Here is a 17,528-nt window from a genome sequence, read left to right as displayed (position 1 = left end):
GTGCTCGAGCATCCGAGCCAGGACGTTGTCCTTGTTGGCTTCGGGGTCGTAGTCACGGATGAAGAAGATCGCACCGTGGGCGAAGGCACCACACATCAGCGCGATGGCGATGTACTGGTGGTGGGTGTACAGGGCTGCCTGAGTTGTGTAGTCCTTAGCGATGAAGGCATACGACGGCATCGAGTACATGTGCTGCGCCACGAGGCTGGTGACCACGCCAAGGGAGGCGAGAGCCAGACCAAGCTGGAAGTGCAGGCTGTTGTTGATGGTGTCATAGAGACCCTTGTGGCCAGCGCCGAGGTCACCGGGAGTGCCCTTCGGAGGATTGTGGGTTTCGAGGATCTCCTTGATGGAGTGACCGATACCAAAGTTGGTCCGGTACATGTGGCCGGCGATTACGAAGAGGCAACCGATGGCCAGGTGGTGGTGAGCGATGTCCGTCAGCCAGAGAGCTTCTGTCTGAGGGTGGAAGCCACCAAGGAAGGTGAGGATGGCGGTGCCAGCACCTTCGGAGCTACCGAAGACCTGATTCAGAGAATCGGGGTTTTCGGCGTACACACCCCAGTTGCCGGTGAAGAAGGGTCCAAGACCAGCGGGGTGAGGCAGAACGTTGAGGAAGTTGTCCCAACCAACGTGCTGGCCGCGGGCTTCGGGGATCGCAACGTGAACCAGGTGACCGGTCCAGGCGATGGAGCTGAAGCCGAAGAGGACAGCGAGGTGGTGGTTCAGACGCGATTCAGCGTTTTTGAACCAGGCCAGGGAAGGCCGGAACTTGGGCTGCAGGTGCAACCAGCCGGCGAAGAGGGCCCAAGCCGACAGGATCATCATGAAGATGGAACCCTGATACAGCTCGGCATTCGTCTTCATGCCGATTGTGTAGAACCAGTGATACAAGCCTGAGTAGGCGATGTTCACCGGGGAGGAAGCACCCGCTTGGGTGAAGGCGTCAATGGCGCCTTGACCGAAGTGGGGATCCCAGATTGCGTGAGCGATGGGGCGCACGTGCAGGGGGTCGGCGACCCACTGCTCGAAGTTGCCCTGCCAGGCGATGTGGAACAGGTTTCCCGAAACCCACAGGCCGATGATCGCGAGGTGACCGAAATGGGTAGAGAAGAGCTTCTGATAGAGGCGCTCCTCCGTCATTCCGTCATGGCTCTCGAAGTCGTGAGCCGTGGCGATCCCGTACCAAATACGGCGGGTTGTCGGGTCCTGGGCCAGACCCTGGCTGAACGAAGGGAATTTCGTTGCCATTAGAGGGAAAGGTCAGGTGAGGTCAGCCGACCACAAGAATGTGGGCGTGGAAGAAGGCCCACGTGGTCGCAATTCCGCCCAAGAGGTAATGGGCAACACCCACGGCACGGCCTTGGATGATGGAAAGCGCACGGGGCTGGATGGCGGGAGCCACCTTCAGCTTGTTGTGAGCCCAGACGATGGACTCGATCAGTTCCTGCCAGTAGCCGCGGCCACTGAAGAGGAACATCAGGCTGAAGGCGAACACGAAGTGGGCGCCGAGGAACATGATTCCGTAGGCGGCTGTGTTCGAGCCATAGCTGTTGATCACCTGAACGGCCTGAGCCCACAGGAAGTCACGCAGCCAGCCATTGATGGTGATGGCGCTGTTGGCGAAGTTGCCATTGGTGATGTGCGCGACGGAACCGTCGGCATTCACCGTTCCCCAGATGTCGCTCTGCATCTTCCAGGAGAAGTGGAAGATCACAACAGACAGGGAGTTGTACATCCAGAACAGGCCCAGGAACACGTGGTCCCAAGCGGAAACCTGGCAGGTGCCACCACGACCAGGACCGTCGCAGGAGAAGCGGAAGCCCAGGTTGGCCTTATCAGGGATGAGGCGGGAGCTGCGGGCGTACAGGACACCCTTAAGCAGGATCAGCACCGTCACGTGAATCGTGAAGGCGTGGATGTGGTGAACCATGAAGTCGGCGGTGCCGAGCGGCATGGGAGCAGCGGCAACCTTGCCGCCAACGGCGACAACGGAACCGTTGAACACTTCACTCACACCCGCGAGAGCGTTGGGAGCCGTGCTGCCGGCAGCTGCGGCGTGCACGTTCTGAATCCACTGAGCAAAGATCGGCTGAATGGAGATCGCCGAATCGCTGAACATGTCCTGGGGACGACCCAGGGCACGCCTTGTGTCGTTGTGGATGTACAGGCCGAAGCTGTGGGCTCCGAGCCAGATGCAGACCCAATTGAGGTGACTGATGATTGCGTCGCGAGCCTTGAGCACCCGATCCAGCACGTTGTCGATGTGCTTAGCGGGGTCGTAATCGCGAACCATGGCGATGGCGGCGTGAGCACCGGCACCAACGATCAGAAAGCCGCCGATCCAGATGTGATGGGTGAAAAGCCCGATCTGGGTGGGGTAGTCGATCGCTTGGTACGGATACGGAGGCATCGCGTACATGTGCTGAGCAACGATGATGCTCACCGAACCGCCGATGGCGAGGTTGACCGCCAGCTGGGCATGCCAGGAGTTGGTCATGAAGTCGTAAAGACCGTCGTGACCGTTGGTGGCAGGGAACAGCAGGGGATCACCCTTCTGACCTTCGTGGATCTCCTTGATGGAGTGGCCGATGCCCCAGTTGGTCCGGTACATGTGACCGGCAACGATGAACATCACGGCAATCGCCACATGGTGGTGGGCGATGTCGGTCATCCAGAGGCTTCCCGTCACAGGATTCAAGCCACCCTTGAAGGTGAGGAAATCGCTGTAGGCAGCCCAGTTGCCGGAGAAGAAAGCACCGACACCAGCGCTGAAGCCGGGATACAGCTGAGCCAGCAGATCCTGATTGAAGAACTCGTGGGGCAGCGGAATGTCTGTAGCCGAAGCGATGGTCTTGCCATTCAGCACCAGCGGTTGGCCGGCATCAATGGCATCCATCAACTTGGTGACAGGAGCAGACACGTGGATGACGTGACCGGCCCAGGAGAGTGAACCGAGACCCAGCAGACCTGCCAGGTGGTGGTTCAGCATCGACTCAACGTTCTGGAACCACTCCAGCTTCGGCGCTGCCTTGTGGTAGTGGAAAACACCGGCGTTGAGCATGAGGCCGGCCATCACCAGGGCACCGATGGCCAGAGCCATGAGCTGGGTTTCACTGGTGATGCCCCAGGCCCGCCACATCTGGAAGAGGCCTGAGGTGATTTGGATGCCTTGGAAACCGGCACCCATGTCTCCGTTGAGGACTTCTTGGCCAAAGACGGCCCAGACCTGCTGGGCGCTTGGCTTCACATTGGTGGGATCAGCAAGCCAACCGGAGTAATTGGAGAAGCGGGCGCCATGGAAGAAGGCACCACTGAGCCAGATGAAGATGACGGCCAGGTGGCCGAAATGGGCGGAGAAGATCCGCCGAGAGACCTCTTGAAGGTCGCTCGTGTGAGCGTCGAAGTCGTGAGCGTTGGCGTGAAGGTTCCAAACCCAGGTGGTGGTTTTGGGACCTTTCGCGAGAGCGCGGTCGAAATGTCCGGGTTTACCGAACAGCTCAAAGGTTGCTGGATTGTCAACCTTCTCGACCTGGCTCTTCGCGTCACTCCCACGCTCAGGTGGGCTGATGGTCATCGAGTCGTTCCTCGAGGGACGGGTTTCGAGGTGGTGGGCCACCCCTCCGACGGGCCGAAGCCAATCGGGGCCCCGAACGCGAATTCGCAGAGAATCAGCATTCGGGCATCAGCGCGGCGAAGGAGCCGAAACCCCTTGCGTGCACTGAAGCTGGGGCCCCAAAGAGGGGACCGCTGGCGGAAGCATAGGGGCGGAGAAGGGGGTTAAAGGGCCCTGAGTTACAAAGGTTCAATCCCGTGGCGAGCCAGTCAGCGACAGGCGTCTGCAGAAGGCTGAGAATCAGCGAAACAACAAAGTTCTGAAGCAGTAAGCAATACAACTTCACTCATATTTCCTTCCTAAATAACTAAAACTCTGACAGTGAAGGTCGGATTGTTCAGAATGATCAGATCTGTTCATGCCCGATGCGTCGCCTTGGCCTGAAGTCAATATGGGCTGTTCTGCTGGCAGCAGTACTGCTTCTTAGTGCCGGCTTACCTGTTCATGCGCGCCCTGGATTCTTCAATCGCGGTGCAGGGTCCGCTGCCAAACCGCTGCCGAGTTCAGCCCCCAGCGGAAAGCTCCAGGAAGTGGCTCCTCCAGGGGCAGTGCAACAGCTGCGCCAGAACCTGCAACAGCACCGTCCCTCCCTACGGCTGATCGATCCAAGCAACGACAGCATCGTTTCCTCTGACGCCCTTGAGCTGCGTTTCGAAATCGAAGATTGGCCCCTCAGCAGCGATCCCAAATTGGGTCTGGGGCCCCATGTTGTGCTCCAAATCGACAACCGCGCTCCCTTACGGCTGAGCGAAAGCAATGGAAATCGCCTGAAGGTCCGCATCGACGACCTGGAAGCGGGCAGTCACCGGTTCAGCGCCTGGGCCGCTTACCCCTGGGGAGAAGCCGTTCAAGCACCAGGAGCATCAATCCAGGGACGCCTGCACCTCTGGCAAAAACTGCAGGGCACACAACCCGAACGCGATGCCCCCTGGCTAGTTCCTGTCTCACCAGCCAGAGAGCAGGGCCTGCAACCCCTATTGGTGGATTGGCTGATTTGGAATGCTCCGCTCCAAAACCTGCGGGAGGGCGATGGACGCTGGCGACTTCGCATCAGCATTGATGGAGACAGCTTTTTGGTCGATCACCAGGAAGCCCTTTGGCTCAAAGGATCGAATGGCTCCAACAGCCATGACATTCAGATGGAACTGCTAAATGGGCTAGGTGAGCCAATCACGCCGGTCTTCAACAATCAGCTAATTCATCTGAAATCCCCATCCGGTCCCAAGCCGGGCTGGATGCGCCCACGCCTCACTGAAAGCCAGCTCGCGCGCCTGAGCGGCTCCCTTGAGCCTGAGGTTTTGGAGGTGGACGAGTCCCCGCCAGAGCCCCCTCAAAAGGCCGAGGAGAAACAACAAGAGAAGACAGAACAGCCCCGAGAGCTTCTCCAGGCCGAGATCAAGGTCGAGGTCGAGGACGAGATCAAAACCCAACCCGAGGCCGAACCCCAGCCCAGGGCACCAGAGGAAAGCGATGAGCAGGGGCCCGAGCAGCCCTTTGCTGAAAAGCCATCCACAGCAGAAGCTGCTCTGCCCACTCCTCCCACTCTTGCCAAGGAGAAGCAGGCGGAGCCTCAGCAGCCAGCCGAAGAGGAACCCAAGCTGAAGCCAAACAGCAGCCTGGGAGGATCAGCCCGTGAGTTGCTCAACAGTGATGGGCGCTTGCGCAAGCCCTGATCCGGATTTCCTAACCTGAACCCCACATCTGCCGCTCCCGCTCTGGGCCTAGGACTGAGCCCCAGCGCCATGCCGCTGTTGGAGCGTTTGCTGCTGCGCGGCCACATCGACCGGATCAATCCAGCCGATCAAGACCTCAACACCGCCCTTGACAGGCACTGGACGGCAGAGAACGTCGTGTTGTTTGTGGGCGCCGTGGGAGCGGTGACGCGCCTGATTGCAGCTCGGATCCAAGGCAAGGAGAAGGATCCGGCCGTTCTGGTGCTCGACCCCAAAGGGGAATTCGTCATCCCGTTGTTGGGAGGCCATTCCGCAGGCGCCGAACAACGCGCCCGGGAGATCGCGATGGATCTCGGCGGGCAGGCGGTGATCACGGGCGCCTGCGCCCATGAAGGACGTCTCCCCCTGGATGCCTTTGGGGAGAGTTGGGGCTGGAAACGCAAGGGGTCGGTGCCCAATTGGCGCGATCTGATGGTGCGGCAGTCCCAAGGATCCAGCATCAGCGTTCACCAGAGCAGTGGATGCACCGCCTGGCAAGGCGCTGAAGGCCATCCCTTGCTGCACAACGTTGATCCAAACGTTGTGCCAGGAGCGGCTGATCTTGTGATCGGAGCGCGCTGTCAGGGTGATTGCCAGTGGCATCCAGCAACGCTCTGGATTGGCATCGGCTGCGAACGCAACACCAGTCTTTCGCTGGTGGAGAAGGCTATTGCCGAGGCCTTGGCAATAGCAGGGCTGGCGGAAGAGGCTGTCGCCGGAATGGCCAGCGCAGCGCGGAAATCCGATGAACCGGCCCTGCAGCAACTGAGCCAGAACCGGGCATGGCCATTCCGCACGTTTGCGGAGCACGCTCTTGCATCCATCGACGTGCCGAATCCCTCCGAAGTGGTGCGCAAGGAAATGGGGACCGCGTCGGTGGCTGAAGCAGCGGCGTTGCTGGCTGCAGGCGAACAAGGTCATCTGATCCAACCCAAGCAAATCAGCCGTCCGGCAACAGGGGAGCAGGGTGCCGTGACGGTGGCCATTGCCGAGGCTGCCATCCCCTACGCGCCGGAGCGGGGCGAACTGCACCTGGTGGGCAGTGGCCCAGGAGATCTTTCCCTGCTCAGTGGAGACGCCAAAGCGGCCCTCTCCCGGTGTTGCGCCTGGGTTGGCTACAGCCTCTATCTCGATCTTCTGGAGCCCCTGCGCCGCCCGGATCAGGTCCGATTCGATGGCCAGCTCACCCGGGAGTGGGACCGCTGTGCCGAAGCACTGTGCTTGGCCCAACAAGGGGCCAAGGTTGCTCTGATCTCCTCCGGCGACAGTGGGATCTACGGCATGGCGGGATTGGCCCTGGAGCTGCTGCTCCAGCAACCCGAGCAGGACCGACCCAGCTTCGCTGTGCATCCAGGCATTTCAGCATTCCAGCTGGCCGCCGCCCGGGCCGGAGCGCCACTGATGCATGACTTTTGCTGCGTGAGCCTCAGCGATCGCCTCACGCCGTGGGCTGTTATCTAAAAGCGACTGGAGTCCGCTGCAGCTGGTGATTTTGTGCTCGCCCTCTACAACCCACGATCCAAGGGCCGTGCTTGGCAGCTGGGACAAGCCAAAGAGATGCTGCTGAAACACCGCCCTCCAGCGACCCCGGTGATGCTGGCGCGGCAGCTGGGCCGCGCGAAAGAATCCCGTCAGCTCACGTGTCTTGAACGCTTGGAGCCGGAATCCGTGGACATGCTCACGCTGGTTCTGATTGGGAACAGCAGCAGCCGTGCCGAGGATGACTGGATGGTGACGCCGCGCGGGTACCCAGGGGCGAATCTCCAATGAAGACTGAGTTTTTGGTGGCATAGCTCAGGTCTTCCATCAAGACCCGGCAGTGCCACGAAAAACATCAATCGGGATGACAGGATTCGAACCTGCGGCCCCTTCGTCCCGAACGAAGTGCGCTACCAAACTGCGCCACATCCCGGCAGGTTAATCTTAAAAGATCGATGCATCCGCGCTTGAAGCAGAAGCATAAGGGCACGGACTTAGGGTCATGGATTGAGGAAGCTTCGCCGTGCTCAAGCCGGAGTGGTTGCGCGTAAAGGCTCCGCAGCGCGAACGGATCGGCGCCGTGGCCGACCTGCTGCTGGATTTGAACTTGAACACGGTCTGCCAGGAAGCGAGCTGCCCCAACATCGGCGAATGCTTTGCAGGCGGAACCGCCACGTTTTTGATCATGGGGCCCGGCTGCACCCGCGCCTGCCCTTACTGCGACATCGACTTCGACAAGAGCGTGCGCGAGCTCGATCCCACCGAGCCGCACCGGCTAGGGGAAGCGGTGGCCCGTTTGGACCTAAAGCACGTGGTGATCACCTCGGTGAACCGCGACGATCTCGCCGATGGAGGTGCGTCCCAGTTCGTGGCCTGCATCGAGCAGGTGAAGCAACGTTCACCACTCACCACGATCGAGCTGCTGATTCCCGACTTCTGCGGCAACTGGGATGCCCTGGCAACGGTGATGGCCGCCGCCCCCCACGTGTTGAACCACAACATTGAAACAGTGCCGCGGATGTACCGCCTGGCGCGGCCCCAGGGCATCTATAAACGCTCCCTCGTGCTGCTGCAGCGGGTGCGGGACCAATGGCCCAAGGCTTACAGCAAGTCAGGACTGATGGTGGGGCTCGGGGAAACCGATGAAGAGGTGATCGAGACGCTCCGGGACCTGCGCAAGCACAAGGTGGACATCGTCACCATCGGTCAGTACCTCTCACCTGGGCCAAAACACCTTGCGGTCGACCGCTTTGTGACCCCGGCTCAATTCAAGACCTACAGAACAGTGGGCGAAAGGGAGCTGGGCTTCCTCCAGGTGGTCAGCACACCACTCACCCGCAGCAGCTATCACGCTGGTGAGGTGCAACGGCTCATGGCCAGCCACCCCCGCTGACGGGGATCCATTCCTGCACTTGCCAGTCCACCAGGCCGGCTCGGATCATCGGGTCGTCCTCCACCCACGCCAGAGCATCGATATAGGACGACGCCTCAAAGATCAACAAACCCCCGCCGCCGGGCTGCTGGTCGCCATCCACCAGATAGCCACTGCGTAGACGACGACCTGCGGCAGCTTCATCTTCAACCCAACGGCGGTGAGCTTCCAAAATGGGTCGCCGCTGCTCCACGGGCAGAGAGGCAGCGACGGCCGTGAAGGTTTCGATCTTAACGAACCAAGCCACGGGCTGGCGACGGCGCTAAGCCGCCACAGCCTGTTTATCGGCCAATCCCATCGCCTCCCGTTCACTTGGGGGGACCAACACCTTGAAGCGATTTTTCGCCGCAGACCAGTCGGCCAAGAGAGCAGCAGCCTTCTCGCTTCCCGTGAGCACCACATGCTGTTCCAGCAGCCCCTTCAGAAGCGACTCCTGCTCACGGGTGGTGATGGTGCAGACCTCAACGATCTCTGGGTTCACCCGAGGAGCGACACGCCCCTCCTCATCCAGCAGGAAGGTCACACCACCGGTCATACCAGCGCCGACATTGCGACCGGTGCTGCCGAGAACGACGACGACACCGCCGGTCATGTACTCACAGCAATGGTCACCAGCTCCCTCCACAACCGTGCGGGCACCGCTGTTGCGAACACCGAAACGCTCGCCAGCCCGGCCATGAGCAAACAACTCACCGCCGGTGGCCCCGTAGAGGCAGGTGTTGCCGAGAATCACCTGATCCCCTGGAGAAGCGCAACCGTCTGATAGCACCAGGGTGATGCAACCGCTGTTCATCCCCTTGCCCACGTAGTCGTTGGCCTCACCTTCCAGACGAACCTGCATGCCCTGCACCAGGAATGCCCCGAAGCTCTGGCCTGCGGCACCCCGAAAGGTGAGATCGAGCTGTCCCTTGAAACCGCGGTTGCCATGGCGCTGGGCGATTTCACCGGCCAGACGGGCACAGACACTGCGATCGGTATTGATGATCTCGATGCTACGACTGATGGAACCGTGGTTCTCCAGTGCAGCCATAAGCTCAGCGTCGGCGAGGAGCTGATCCTCAAGGATCGGTCCATTGCCGTGGGCCTGGTCGCTGTGGCGAAGCCATGAGCGGTCTTCGGCTCCGCTGATCGGAGCCAGCAGGCTGGAGAGATCCACACCCTTGGTCTTGGCCAACGCGACCGAGCGGGCCTGGAGCAGATCGGTGCGGCCGATCAGCTGCTCGAGGCGGGTGACGCCGAGCAGGCTCATCAGCTGACGTACTTCCTCAGCGACATACCAGAAGAAATTGACGACATGCTCAGGAATACCGGTGAAACGCTTGCGCAGGTTCTCCTTCTGCGTGGCCACACCCACAGGGCAGTTGTTGGTGTGACAGACGCGAGCCATCACGCAACCCTCGGCGATCATTGCGATCGAACCGAAGCCATATTCCTCCGCGCCTAGCAGGGCAGCAATCACCACGTCCCAGCCGGTTTTGAGGCCTCCATCGGCGCGCAGCAGAACCCGATCGCGCAGACCGTTCTCCACCAGGGAGCGGTGCACCTCGGTGAGGCCCAGTTCCCAGGGGCTGCCGGCATGCTTGATCGAACTCAGAGGGGATGCTCCCGTGCCACCGTCGTGACCGGAGATCTGGATCACATCCGCGTTGGCCTTGGCCACACCCGCAGCGATGGTGCCAATGCCGATCTCGGCCACCAGCTTCACGCTTACGGGAGCAGCGGGATGCACCTGATGCAGGTCATGGATCAGCTGCGCCAGGTCTTCGATCGAATAGATGTCGTGGTGTGGAGGCGGTGAAATCAAGGCCACACCTGGCTTGCTGTTGCGCAACCAGGCGATGTATTCGTCAACCTTGGGCCCTGGAAGCTGACCACCTTCACCGGGCTTGGCGCCCTGGGCCACCTTGATCTCCAGCTGCCTGCCACTGCGCAGGTATTCCGCCGTCACGCCGAAACGGCCTGAAGCCACCTGCTTGATCGCCGAGCAGGCAGTGTCCCCATTACACAGACCACCAAGGCTGGGGAATGAGGCGGAACGGCCCTCCCCATCCACATCCTTGAGGATCTGGAAGCGCGCAGGGTCCTCACCGCCTTCACCGCTGTTGCTCTTGCCGCCGATGCGATTCATCGCCACGGCCAACACTTCATGGGCTTCGCGGGACAAAGCACCCAGGCTCATCCCACCCGTGCAGAAGCGGGTGCAGATGCTCTCGACGCTCTCCACTTGATCGAGGGGCACTGGGGTGGGAGCCAACTTGAACTCCAACAGGTCCCTCAGGGCCATCACCGGTCGGTTCTCCAACAAGGCCTGATAGGTGGAGAAGTGGTCGTAACCAGGGCCCTGGGCTACCGCCTTGTGCAGCGCCTTCGACAGCTCGGGATTGTTGCGGTGGTACTCAGCACCACTGCGGTACTGAACAAAGCCCATGAATTCGAGCTTGCTGCGGTTGAGCTCAGGGAAAGCCTTGGCGTGCATCGAAAGTGTTTCGTTCGCCAGCTCAGCCAGCGTCATCCCGGCAACACGGCTGGTCGTTCCCGTGAAGGCGGTCTCCACCACATCCGCTCCAAGGCCGATCGCTTCAAAGATCTGAGCGCCGTGATAGCTGGCCAGCAATGAAATTCCGATCTTGGAGAGGATTTTGCGCAGGCCGTTCTCCAACGACTCGCGAACGTTGGCCTGGGCCTGATTGGCATCCAGGGCGGGCAACTTGCCCTGTTCGATCCGCTTCTTGGTCTTGGGGTGATCCAGCCAGTGGCGGGTGGTCTCCCAAGTGAGCCAGGGGCAGACGGCACTGGCGCCATAACCGATCAGGCACGCCATGTGATGGGTGCTCCAGCACTGGGCCGTGTCCACGACCAGAGAGCACTGCAGCCGGAGCTTCTGGCGAAGTAGATGGTGATGAACAGCGCCCACGGCCAGCAAGACCGGCATCGCCACCGTCGTGGGGGTCAGCTGGGCCGCCGCCCCCGTGCCATCGACCCGATCGGACAGCACCAGCACTTGGGCACCGTCACACACTTCCTGTTCCGCAACGCTGCACAGCGCCGCAATGGCCTCTTGCAGGCCTCCCGCACACAACTCCACAGCCATCTGGGTGGACACCGTCTTGACGGGCAAGCCCTGCTCACTGATCGCTGCCAGTTCCGCCTCATTCAAAACGGGAGTCTCCAGATGGATGACGGAGGCAGCGTCCGGCTGGGGCTTCAGGGCGGGCCGGCGCTCGCCCAGGTGCATCTCCAGGCTCATCACCAGCTTTTCCCTCAGGGGATCGATCGGAGGGTTGGTGACCTGGGCGAAGCGCTGTTTGAAGTAGTCGTAAAGCAGGTGGGGCTTGTCGGAGAGCGCCGCCAGTGGGATGTCATCGCCCATGCAGTAGGTCGGCTCCTTCCCGAGGGCAGCCATGTCCTCGATGATCAGATCGAAGTCCTCGGCGGTGAAGCCCATCGCGGTCTGCAAGCGCAACAGATCGAGTTCACCCACATGCCGGTCCTGGGTCCAGGGCTGGGGGGCGACGCCGCGGCGATGCTGCTGAAGCCAATCGGCATAGGGGAAGCGCTGCGCCGCGTCCTCCTTCACCGACCAATTGTCGAGCAACTCGCCGCGTTCAAGATCAACGGCAACCATCTGACCAGGGCCAAGACGACCTTTCTGAACAATCGTCTTGCCGCTGAGATCCACCACGCCGGTCTCCGATCCCATGATCACGAAGCCGTCAGCGGTGGTGCACCAACGTGCCGGGCGCAGCCCGTTCCGATCGAGCGTGGCACCCACCCTCTTGCCATCGGCAAAAACCAACAGGGCCGGGCCATCCCAGGGTTCCTGAATTCCCGCGTTGAATTCGTACATCGCCGTCACATCAGGACGGCTATCGAGATCGGGCTGATTGCGAAACGCTTCGGGCACCAGCGTGATCAGGCTGTCGGTGATCGACCGACCGCTGCGCACCATCAATTCCAAGGTGGCATCCAGGTTGGCGGAATCGCTGAAGGCAGGGTTAACCACCGGAATCAGGTCATCAGCCGCCTCACCCCAGACGTTCTCGAGACTGGCTTCTGAGGCCTTGGTCCAGTTGAGGTTGCCCAGCAGCGTGTTGATTTCACCGTTGTGACCCAGAAGCCGCATCGGCTGCGCCAGGGGCCAGCGCGGCAGAGTGTTGGTGCTGAAGCGGCGGTGATAAACGGCAAAGCTCAACTCAAATCGAGGGTCCTGCAGGTCGGTGTAGAACTGCGCCAGCACCTCGGATCGCACCATCCCTTTGTAAACAACCGTCCGGCTGCTCAGGGAGGCAACGTAAACGTCCTGGGCCACCTCAGCACCCAGAGCTGCCCGCACACGGGCACCGATGCGCCGCCTCAACCGCAGCAGCTGCCCGTCAAACTTTGCATCGTCCGCATCACTACTCAGTACCCACTGTTCGATCACAGGAGCTGTGGCACGGGCCAAAGGACCGAGAACCGCAGGTTCGACAGGTACAGCTCGCCACCCCAGAGGCTGCATGCCAAGGACTCTGGCCTCTTCATCACACAGGCCTCGTACCTCTGCACGACGGCTGGCGTCGGTGGGCATGAACATCATTCCAAGGCCCCGTGCTGCAGCCGCCTCGGACCAGATGGCTCTCAGATACGACCAGGGGATCTCACACAACACCCCTGCGCCGTCGCCGGAGTCGCCATCTCCCCCGCAACCACCACGGTGCTCCATGCATCCCAGACCACGTAGAGCCTGCTCCAGCACCCAGTGGCTGGCCTGCCCCTGGAGCTGGGCCAGGAAACCAACGCCACACGCATCCTTCTCGCCCGCAACAACCTCGGGTGCAGGGCTGTCGCAGTAAGGCCAGACAGCGGAACGGATGGCGTCAGACATAGGGAACTCAACCGGACGATCGCATGGGTCTGCAGCTTCGAACTCTGCAGAAACCATCTCGGAGGAGGATCCTAGGCAGGCGCCTCTCCGCCCAGGCATTTCATGCTGGTTTTTGCCCCACTTCCCCCGCCACCGCCTGAGCTTCGCCCTGTGCCGAACCAGAGTGGTGAGGAGGTGCTGATCGGGCGAGAGCGCAGCAAAGCGGTTTGGCTCTGGAGGGGCAGCGACGCAGAACCGGAAGAACTTTGGCTGCCCCTGGAGATTCTGGAATCCCGACTGGGTTTCAGACGAGTGTCACGCCTCGATGGAGAGGTACTGGAATGGTTTGGTCGAACGGTCTCCTTGACCGCATTGGCGACCCGTTCGCTCGGTGACGAAGTCGGCCTCGAAGTGAGCGACTGGCTGGCCGCAACTGGCGTCATCTTCCAAGTGAGGGGAAACACCTTGGAGCTCCGGCTGCCCCCACCCACGGTGAACAACCTGCGCCACGGCAAGGGTTCAACAGCCGATCGTTTGGTGCTGGATCTGAACGGCCCCGCCCTGGTGCAGCGGTTGAACGGCGACCTATTGCTGGAGCTCAAGCTGTCGCGGACCCAGCAACGTCAACTCAAGGCGTGGGGGCTCTCCCCACAGCAGCATCGCCACGGTGGTCTTTTGCTGAAAGGACAAGCTACCAAGCTGAGGAGCCTGAGCCTGGCGTCCCCCTGGAGGGTGGTGCTGGATGGCGTACAGATCGGCGGTCGCCGCCCAGTCCAGAGCGCACGTCTACCTCTCCGCAACCTAGCTGTGGCCGAATGGCTGAGGCGGGGCTTCGTCTTGGAGCAACGCACCATCAAGGTGGGGGTGAAACCCATTCAGGTGTTCCGTGCCGGCGGCCACCTGAGCCGTCTCGGCATCACCCTTCAGCCCCTGGTCAAGGCCGAGCAGCAACAGGGCCTGCGTTTTCTGCCTCAGCTCTCCCAACCCGCAGGGGCGCTGGTCGCAGTTAACGGAGGCTTTTTCAACCGGATCAACCAACTCCCCCTGGGGGCAGTGCGGCATCAGGGGGTCTGGCTGTCCGGTCCGATCCTGAACCGCGGCGTGATCGCTTGGGGGGCCTCAGGGCATCTGCAGTTCGGCCGGCTGCAGCTGAACCAGACGCTGCAGGTGAACAACGGTCGCCGTTGGAGCCTCATGGCACTCAACAGCGGCTACATCCAGAAGGGGCTGAGCCTCTACACACCTGCATGGGGTTCCCGCTACCAGGCCTTGAGCGGCGAAGAGGAAGCTCTATTGATTCGCGGCGGCCGCGTTGAGGCAACGTTTGACAAGCACAGCCTGCGACGCGGCATCGCCATCCCCAAAGACGGTACGCTGGTAATCGCTCGCGGGCGCACGCCGCTGCCCGCGCGGCTTGGTGATCACATCGAAGTGGCAGCACGATCCAGCTCTCCCCTGGCCCAACAGCCCAATGTTCTGGGCGGCGGTCCGCTGCTGATGCAGAACGGCCAAGTGGTGCTGAATGGACGCCAGGAGGGGTTCACTCCGGGCTTCATGAGCTTGGCGGCACCAAGAACGGTGGTAGCTCAGGGGCCGAGCGGCCAGTGGCTGATGACCTTGCGTGGCGCCACCGGCAGTGATCCCACCCTTGTGGAAACAGCCCTGGCAGCCCAGCAACTGGGGCTACGCGATGCGTTGAACATGGATGGCGGCAGTTCCACCACCCTCGTGGTGGCCGGACGCACCGTGATGAATGGCCGAAGCAGCACCCCGAGAGTCCACAACGGCCTGGGGCTCATCCCCCTCTAAGACCTGCAACAGTGGGAGGCCCGAGGAACTGAGTATGGCTGCCAATCTCCGGCTGACCGCTGCCGCTGCTGCCGAGCTAGGGCGACAGGCGGCTGTGGCGGGAACACCGGGGCAGATGCATCTCGATCTCACTCCCGGCGAGTGTGCACAACATGTGCTGCGCATCCGGGCAGGTCATTTGGCCGGCGTCGCGATCGCAAGGGCCGATGGCGTGACCCTGCACGTGCCTGCAGAACAACTCAAATTGCTTGAAGGCCTTTGCCTGGACTACCGCGGCGACCTCGGTGGTGGTGGTTTTCTGATCCGCAACAGCGATGGGGTTGAACCCTGTACCTGCGGCAATGCCTTCAGCCGCGTTTGAGGAGGGACCATCACCCGTTATCATGGTCGATTGTCGAATCAGGTCGGGAGTCCGACCGCTCACCGACCATCGATGCCAACCATCCAACAGCTGATCCGCACTGAGCGCTCACGCCTCAAGGCCAAGACCAAGTCCCCAGCCCTGAAGTCGTGCCCTGAGCGTCGTGGTGTTTGCACCCGCGTTTACACCTCAACGCCCAAAAAGCCTAATTCGGCGCTGCGCAAGGTGGCTCGTGTGCGCCTGACCTCCGGCTTTGAAGTCACGGCGTATATCGGCGGTGTCGGTCATAACCTCCAGGAGCACTCGGTGGTGTTGATCCGCGGCGGTCGTGTCAAAGACCTCCCGGGCGTCCGTTACCACATCATCCGCGGAACCCTGGATACCGCTGGCGTGAAAGACCGGCATCAGTCCCGATCCAAGTACGGCGCCAAGGCTCCGAAGGAGTGATCACCGGTTTCTTCCCCATCCCTATCAAGTTCTGATCTCTGATGTCACGCCGCAACGCCGCTGAGAAGCGCCCGATTCTTCCTGACCCGCAATTCAACAGCCGTCTCGCCACGATGATGGTGGTGCGCTTGATGCAGCACGGCAAGAAGTCGACAGCGCAACAGATCCTGTCCGACGCGTTCGGCCTGATCAACGAGCGCACCGGTGGAGATCCGCTCGAACTGTTCGAGACAGCCGTCAAGAACGCCACCCCCCTGGTGGAAGTGCGCGCACGCCGCGTCGGTGGTGCCACCTACCAGGTGCCCATGGAAGTGCGCCAGGAGCGCGGCACCGCCATGGCCCTGCGCTGGCTGGTGAGCTTCTCCCGCGCCCGCAACGGCCGGAGCATGGCCCAGAAACTGGCTGGCGAACTGATGGATGCCGCTAACGAGGCTGGCAACGCCGTTCGCAAGCGCGAAGAAACCCACAAGATGGCCGAAGCCAACAAGGCTTTCGCCCATTACCGCTACTGAGCCTCGCAGGCCAGCCATTAACACAGATGTTCATGGCTGGCCTGTAGAGTCTCTCCGCCTTCTCACGCCCCCCCCCCGGAGAATTTCCTGTGGCCCGCGACTTCCCCCTGGAACGCGTCAGAAATATTGGTATCGCTGCTCACATCGATGCCGGAAAAACCACCACGACTGAACGGATCCTGTTCTATTCCGGTGTGGTGCACAAGATCGGTGAGGTGCATGACGGCGCCGCCGTGACCGACTGGATGGCCCAGGAACGGGAACGTGGCATCACGATCACCGCGGCTGCTATTTCGACGTCCTGGCAGGACCATCGAATCAACATCATCGACACGCCTGGCCACGTGGACTTCACCATTGAGGTGGAGCGCTCCATGCGTGTGCTGGATGGTGTTATTGCCGTCTTCTGCGCCGTTGGTGGCGTTCAGCCCCAATCCGAAACCGTCTGGCGTCAGGCCGACCGCTATTCCGTTCCCCGGATGGTATTCGTGAACAAAATGGACCGCACCGGTGCAGACTTCCTCAAGGTTCACGGTCAGATCAAGGACCGCCTTAAGGCCAATGCTATTCCGATCCAGCTTCCGATTGGTGCTGAAGGCGAGCTGAGCGGCATCATCGATCTCGTTGCCAACAAGGCATACATCTACAAAAACGACCTCGGCACCGACATCGAAGAAGCCGAAGTGCCGGCTGATATGGCTGACGAGGTGGTCGAATGGCGGAACACCTTGATGGAGACCGTCGCCGAAACCGATGAGGCGCTGATCGAGAAGTTCCTCGAGACCGGCGAACTCAGCGTTGATGAGCTCAAGAAAGGCATCCGTGAGGGCGTGCTCAAGCACGGCCTGGTGCCCATGCTCTGCGGCTCCGCCTTCAAAAACAAAGGTGTGCAGCTGGTGCTCGACGCCGTGATCGACTACCTGCCGGCCCCCGTCGACGTTCCCCCGATCCAGGGTGTGCTTCCCGACGGCAGCGAAGCGGTGCGTCCGTCCGACGACAACGCTCCCTTCAGTGCCCTCGCTTTCAAGGTGATGGCCGATCCCTACGGCAAACTCACCTTCGTCCGGATGTACTCCGGCATCCTCGAGAAAGGCAGCTACGTTCTCAACTCCACCAAAGGTGAAAAGGAGCGCATCTCCCGCTTGGTGGTGCTCAAGGCTGATGACCGTGAGGAAGTTGACGCGCTGCGCGCCGGTGAACTCGGTGCCGTGCTCGGACTGAAGAACACCACCACGGGTGACACCCTCTGCACCCAGGACGATCCGATCGTTCTCGAGACCCTGTTCATCCCCGAACCGGTGATCTCCGTGGCTGTTG

General features: G+C 61.3%; 10 protein-coding genes, 1 tRNA gene and 2 pseudogenes. 8 read left to right on the top strand and 5 right to left on the bottom strand.

The genetic code is table 11. From position 1 onward, the window contains the following. Both psaB and psaA read right to left on the bottom strand, forming a co-directional pair. Positions 1-1,251, bottom strand: a pseudogene (psaB, locus tag ACGVJ8_RS02515) (photosystem I chlorophyll a apoprotein A2); the annotation flags it as partial. Between the two features lie 22 nt (positions 1,252-1,273). Further along, positions 1,274-3,577 (bottom strand): photosystem I core protein PsaA, encoded by a 2,304-nt coding sequence (psaA, locus tag ACGVJ8_RS02510; RefSeq protein ID WP_392345329.1) that lies wholly within the window; start codon positions 3,575-3,577, stop codon positions 1,274-1,276. Positions 3,578-3,981: 404 nt separating this feature from the next. Between psaA and ACGVJ8_RS02505 the strand changes: the two genes are divergently transcribed. After that, positions 3,982-5,289 (top strand): hypothetical protein, encoded by a 1,308-nt coding sequence (locus tag ACGVJ8_RS02505; RefSeq protein ID WP_392345328.1) that lies wholly within the window; start codon positions 3,982-3,984, stop codon positions 5,287-5,289. Between the two features lie 69 nt (positions 5,290-5,358). Continuing rightward, positions 5,359-7,098, top strand: a pseudogene (cobJ, locus tag ACGVJ8_RS02500) (precorrin-3B C(17)-methyltransferase). 68 nt (positions 7,099-7,166) lie between these two features. Here the strand turns inward: cobJ and ACGVJ8_RS02495 are convergent. Then, positions 7,167-7,240: transfer RNA gene (locus ACGVJ8_RS02495), tRNA-Pro, on the bottom strand. Between the two features lie 90 nt (positions 7,241-7,330). Between ACGVJ8_RS02495 and lipA the strand changes: the two genes are divergently transcribed. After that, complete coding sequence (gene lipA / locus ACGVJ8_RS02490; protein WP_392345327.1) at positions 7,331-8,200, top strand: lipoyl synthase; 870 nt, start codon at positions 7,331-7,333, stop codon at positions 8,198-8,200. On the opposite strand, the gene ACGVJ8_RS02485 is transcribed toward lipA, so the two are convergent. Together ACGVJ8_RS02485 and gltB are read right to left on the bottom strand one after the other, a co-directional pair. After that, positions 8,178-8,486 (bottom strand): YciI family protein, encoded by a 309-nt coding sequence (locus tag ACGVJ8_RS02485; protein WP_392345326.1) that lies wholly within the window; start codon positions 8,484-8,486, stop codon positions 8,178-8,180. The two genes, lipA and ACGVJ8_RS02485, sit on opposite strands and share 23 nt — an antisense overlap. Before the next feature lie 15 nt (positions 8,487-8,501). Then, positions 8,502-13,103 (bottom strand): glutamate synthase large subunit, encoded by a 4,602-nt coding sequence (gltB, locus tag ACGVJ8_RS02480; protein ID WP_392345325.1) that lies wholly within the window; start codon positions 13,101-13,103, stop codon positions 8,502-8,504. A 102-nt stretch (positions 13,104-13,205) separates the two neighbouring features. Between gltB and ACGVJ8_RS02475 the strand changes: the two genes are divergently transcribed. From ACGVJ8_RS02475 to ACGVJ8_RS02455, 5 genes are all read left to right on the top strand, one after another. Beyond that, on the top strand, positions 13,206-14,891 hold the full coding sequence (locus ACGVJ8_RS02475; RefSeq protein WP_392345324.1) for a phosphodiester glycosidase family protein: 1,686 nt from the start codon (positions 13,206-13,208) through the stop codon (positions 14,889-14,891). A gap of 34 nt (positions 14,892-14,925) precedes the next feature. After that, entirely contained in the window at positions 14,926-15,252 is a 327-nt protein-coding gene (locus ACGVJ8_RS02470; protein WP_392345323.1) for a HesB/IscA family protein, read from the top strand. Between the two features lie 72 nt (positions 15,253-15,324). After that, a complete protein-coding gene (gene rpsL, locus ACGVJ8_RS02465) occupies positions 15,325-15,699 on the top strand; it encodes a 30S ribosomal protein S12 (protein ID WP_392345322.1) in 375 nt (124 codons plus the stop codon). A 41-nt stretch (positions 15,700-15,740) separates the two neighbouring features. Further along, positions 15,741-16,211, top strand: coding sequence for a 30S ribosomal protein S7 (gene rpsG, locus ACGVJ8_RS02460; protein ID WP_392345321.1), 471 nt, complete (start codon positions 15,741-15,743; stop codon positions 16,209-16,211). An 89-nt stretch (positions 16,212-16,300) separates the two neighbouring features. Further along, a partial coding sequence (locus ACGVJ8_RS02455) for an elongation factor G (protein ID WP_392345320.1) occupies positions 16,301-17,528 on the top strand: 1,228 nt, incomplete at its 3' end.

The sequence above is a fragment of the Parasynechococcus sp. genome (assembly GCF_042954245.1).
GTDB lineage: Bacteria > Cyanobacteriota > Cyanobacteriia > PCC-6307 > Cyanobiaceae > Parasynechococcus.
The sequence above is the reverse complement of the archived record's forward strand: the minus strand, read 5'-3'. Positions and strand labels throughout refer to the sequence as shown.

Coding starts and splice junctions, on each gene's coding strand:
- psaA (WP_392345329.1), bottom strand. CDS start 3,577: ATGACCATCAGCCCACCTGAGCGTGGGAGTGACGCGAAGAGCCAGGTC.
- ACGVJ8_RS02505 (WP_392345328.1), top strand. CDS start 3,982: ATGCGTCGCCTTGGCCTGAAGTCAATATGGGCTGTTCTGCTGGCAGCA.
- gltB (WP_392345325.1), bottom strand. CDS start 13,103: ATGTCTGACGCCATCCGTTCCGCTGTCTGGCCTTACTGCGACAGCCCT.
- ACGVJ8_RS02475 (WP_392345324.1), top strand. CDS start 13,206: ATGCTGGTTTTTGCCCCACTTCCCCCGCCACCGCCTGAGCTTCGCCCT.
- ACGVJ8_RS02470 (WP_392345323.1), top strand. CDS start 14,926: ATGGCTGCCAATCTCCGGCTGACCGCTGCCGCTGCTGCCGAGCTAGGG.
- rpsL (WP_392345322.1), top strand. CDS start 15,325: ATGCCAACCATCCAACAGCTGATCCGCACTGAGCGCTCACGCCTCAAG.
- rpsG (WP_392345321.1), top strand. CDS start 15,741: ATGTCACGCCGCAACGCCGCTGAGAAGCGCCCGATTCTTCCTGACCCG.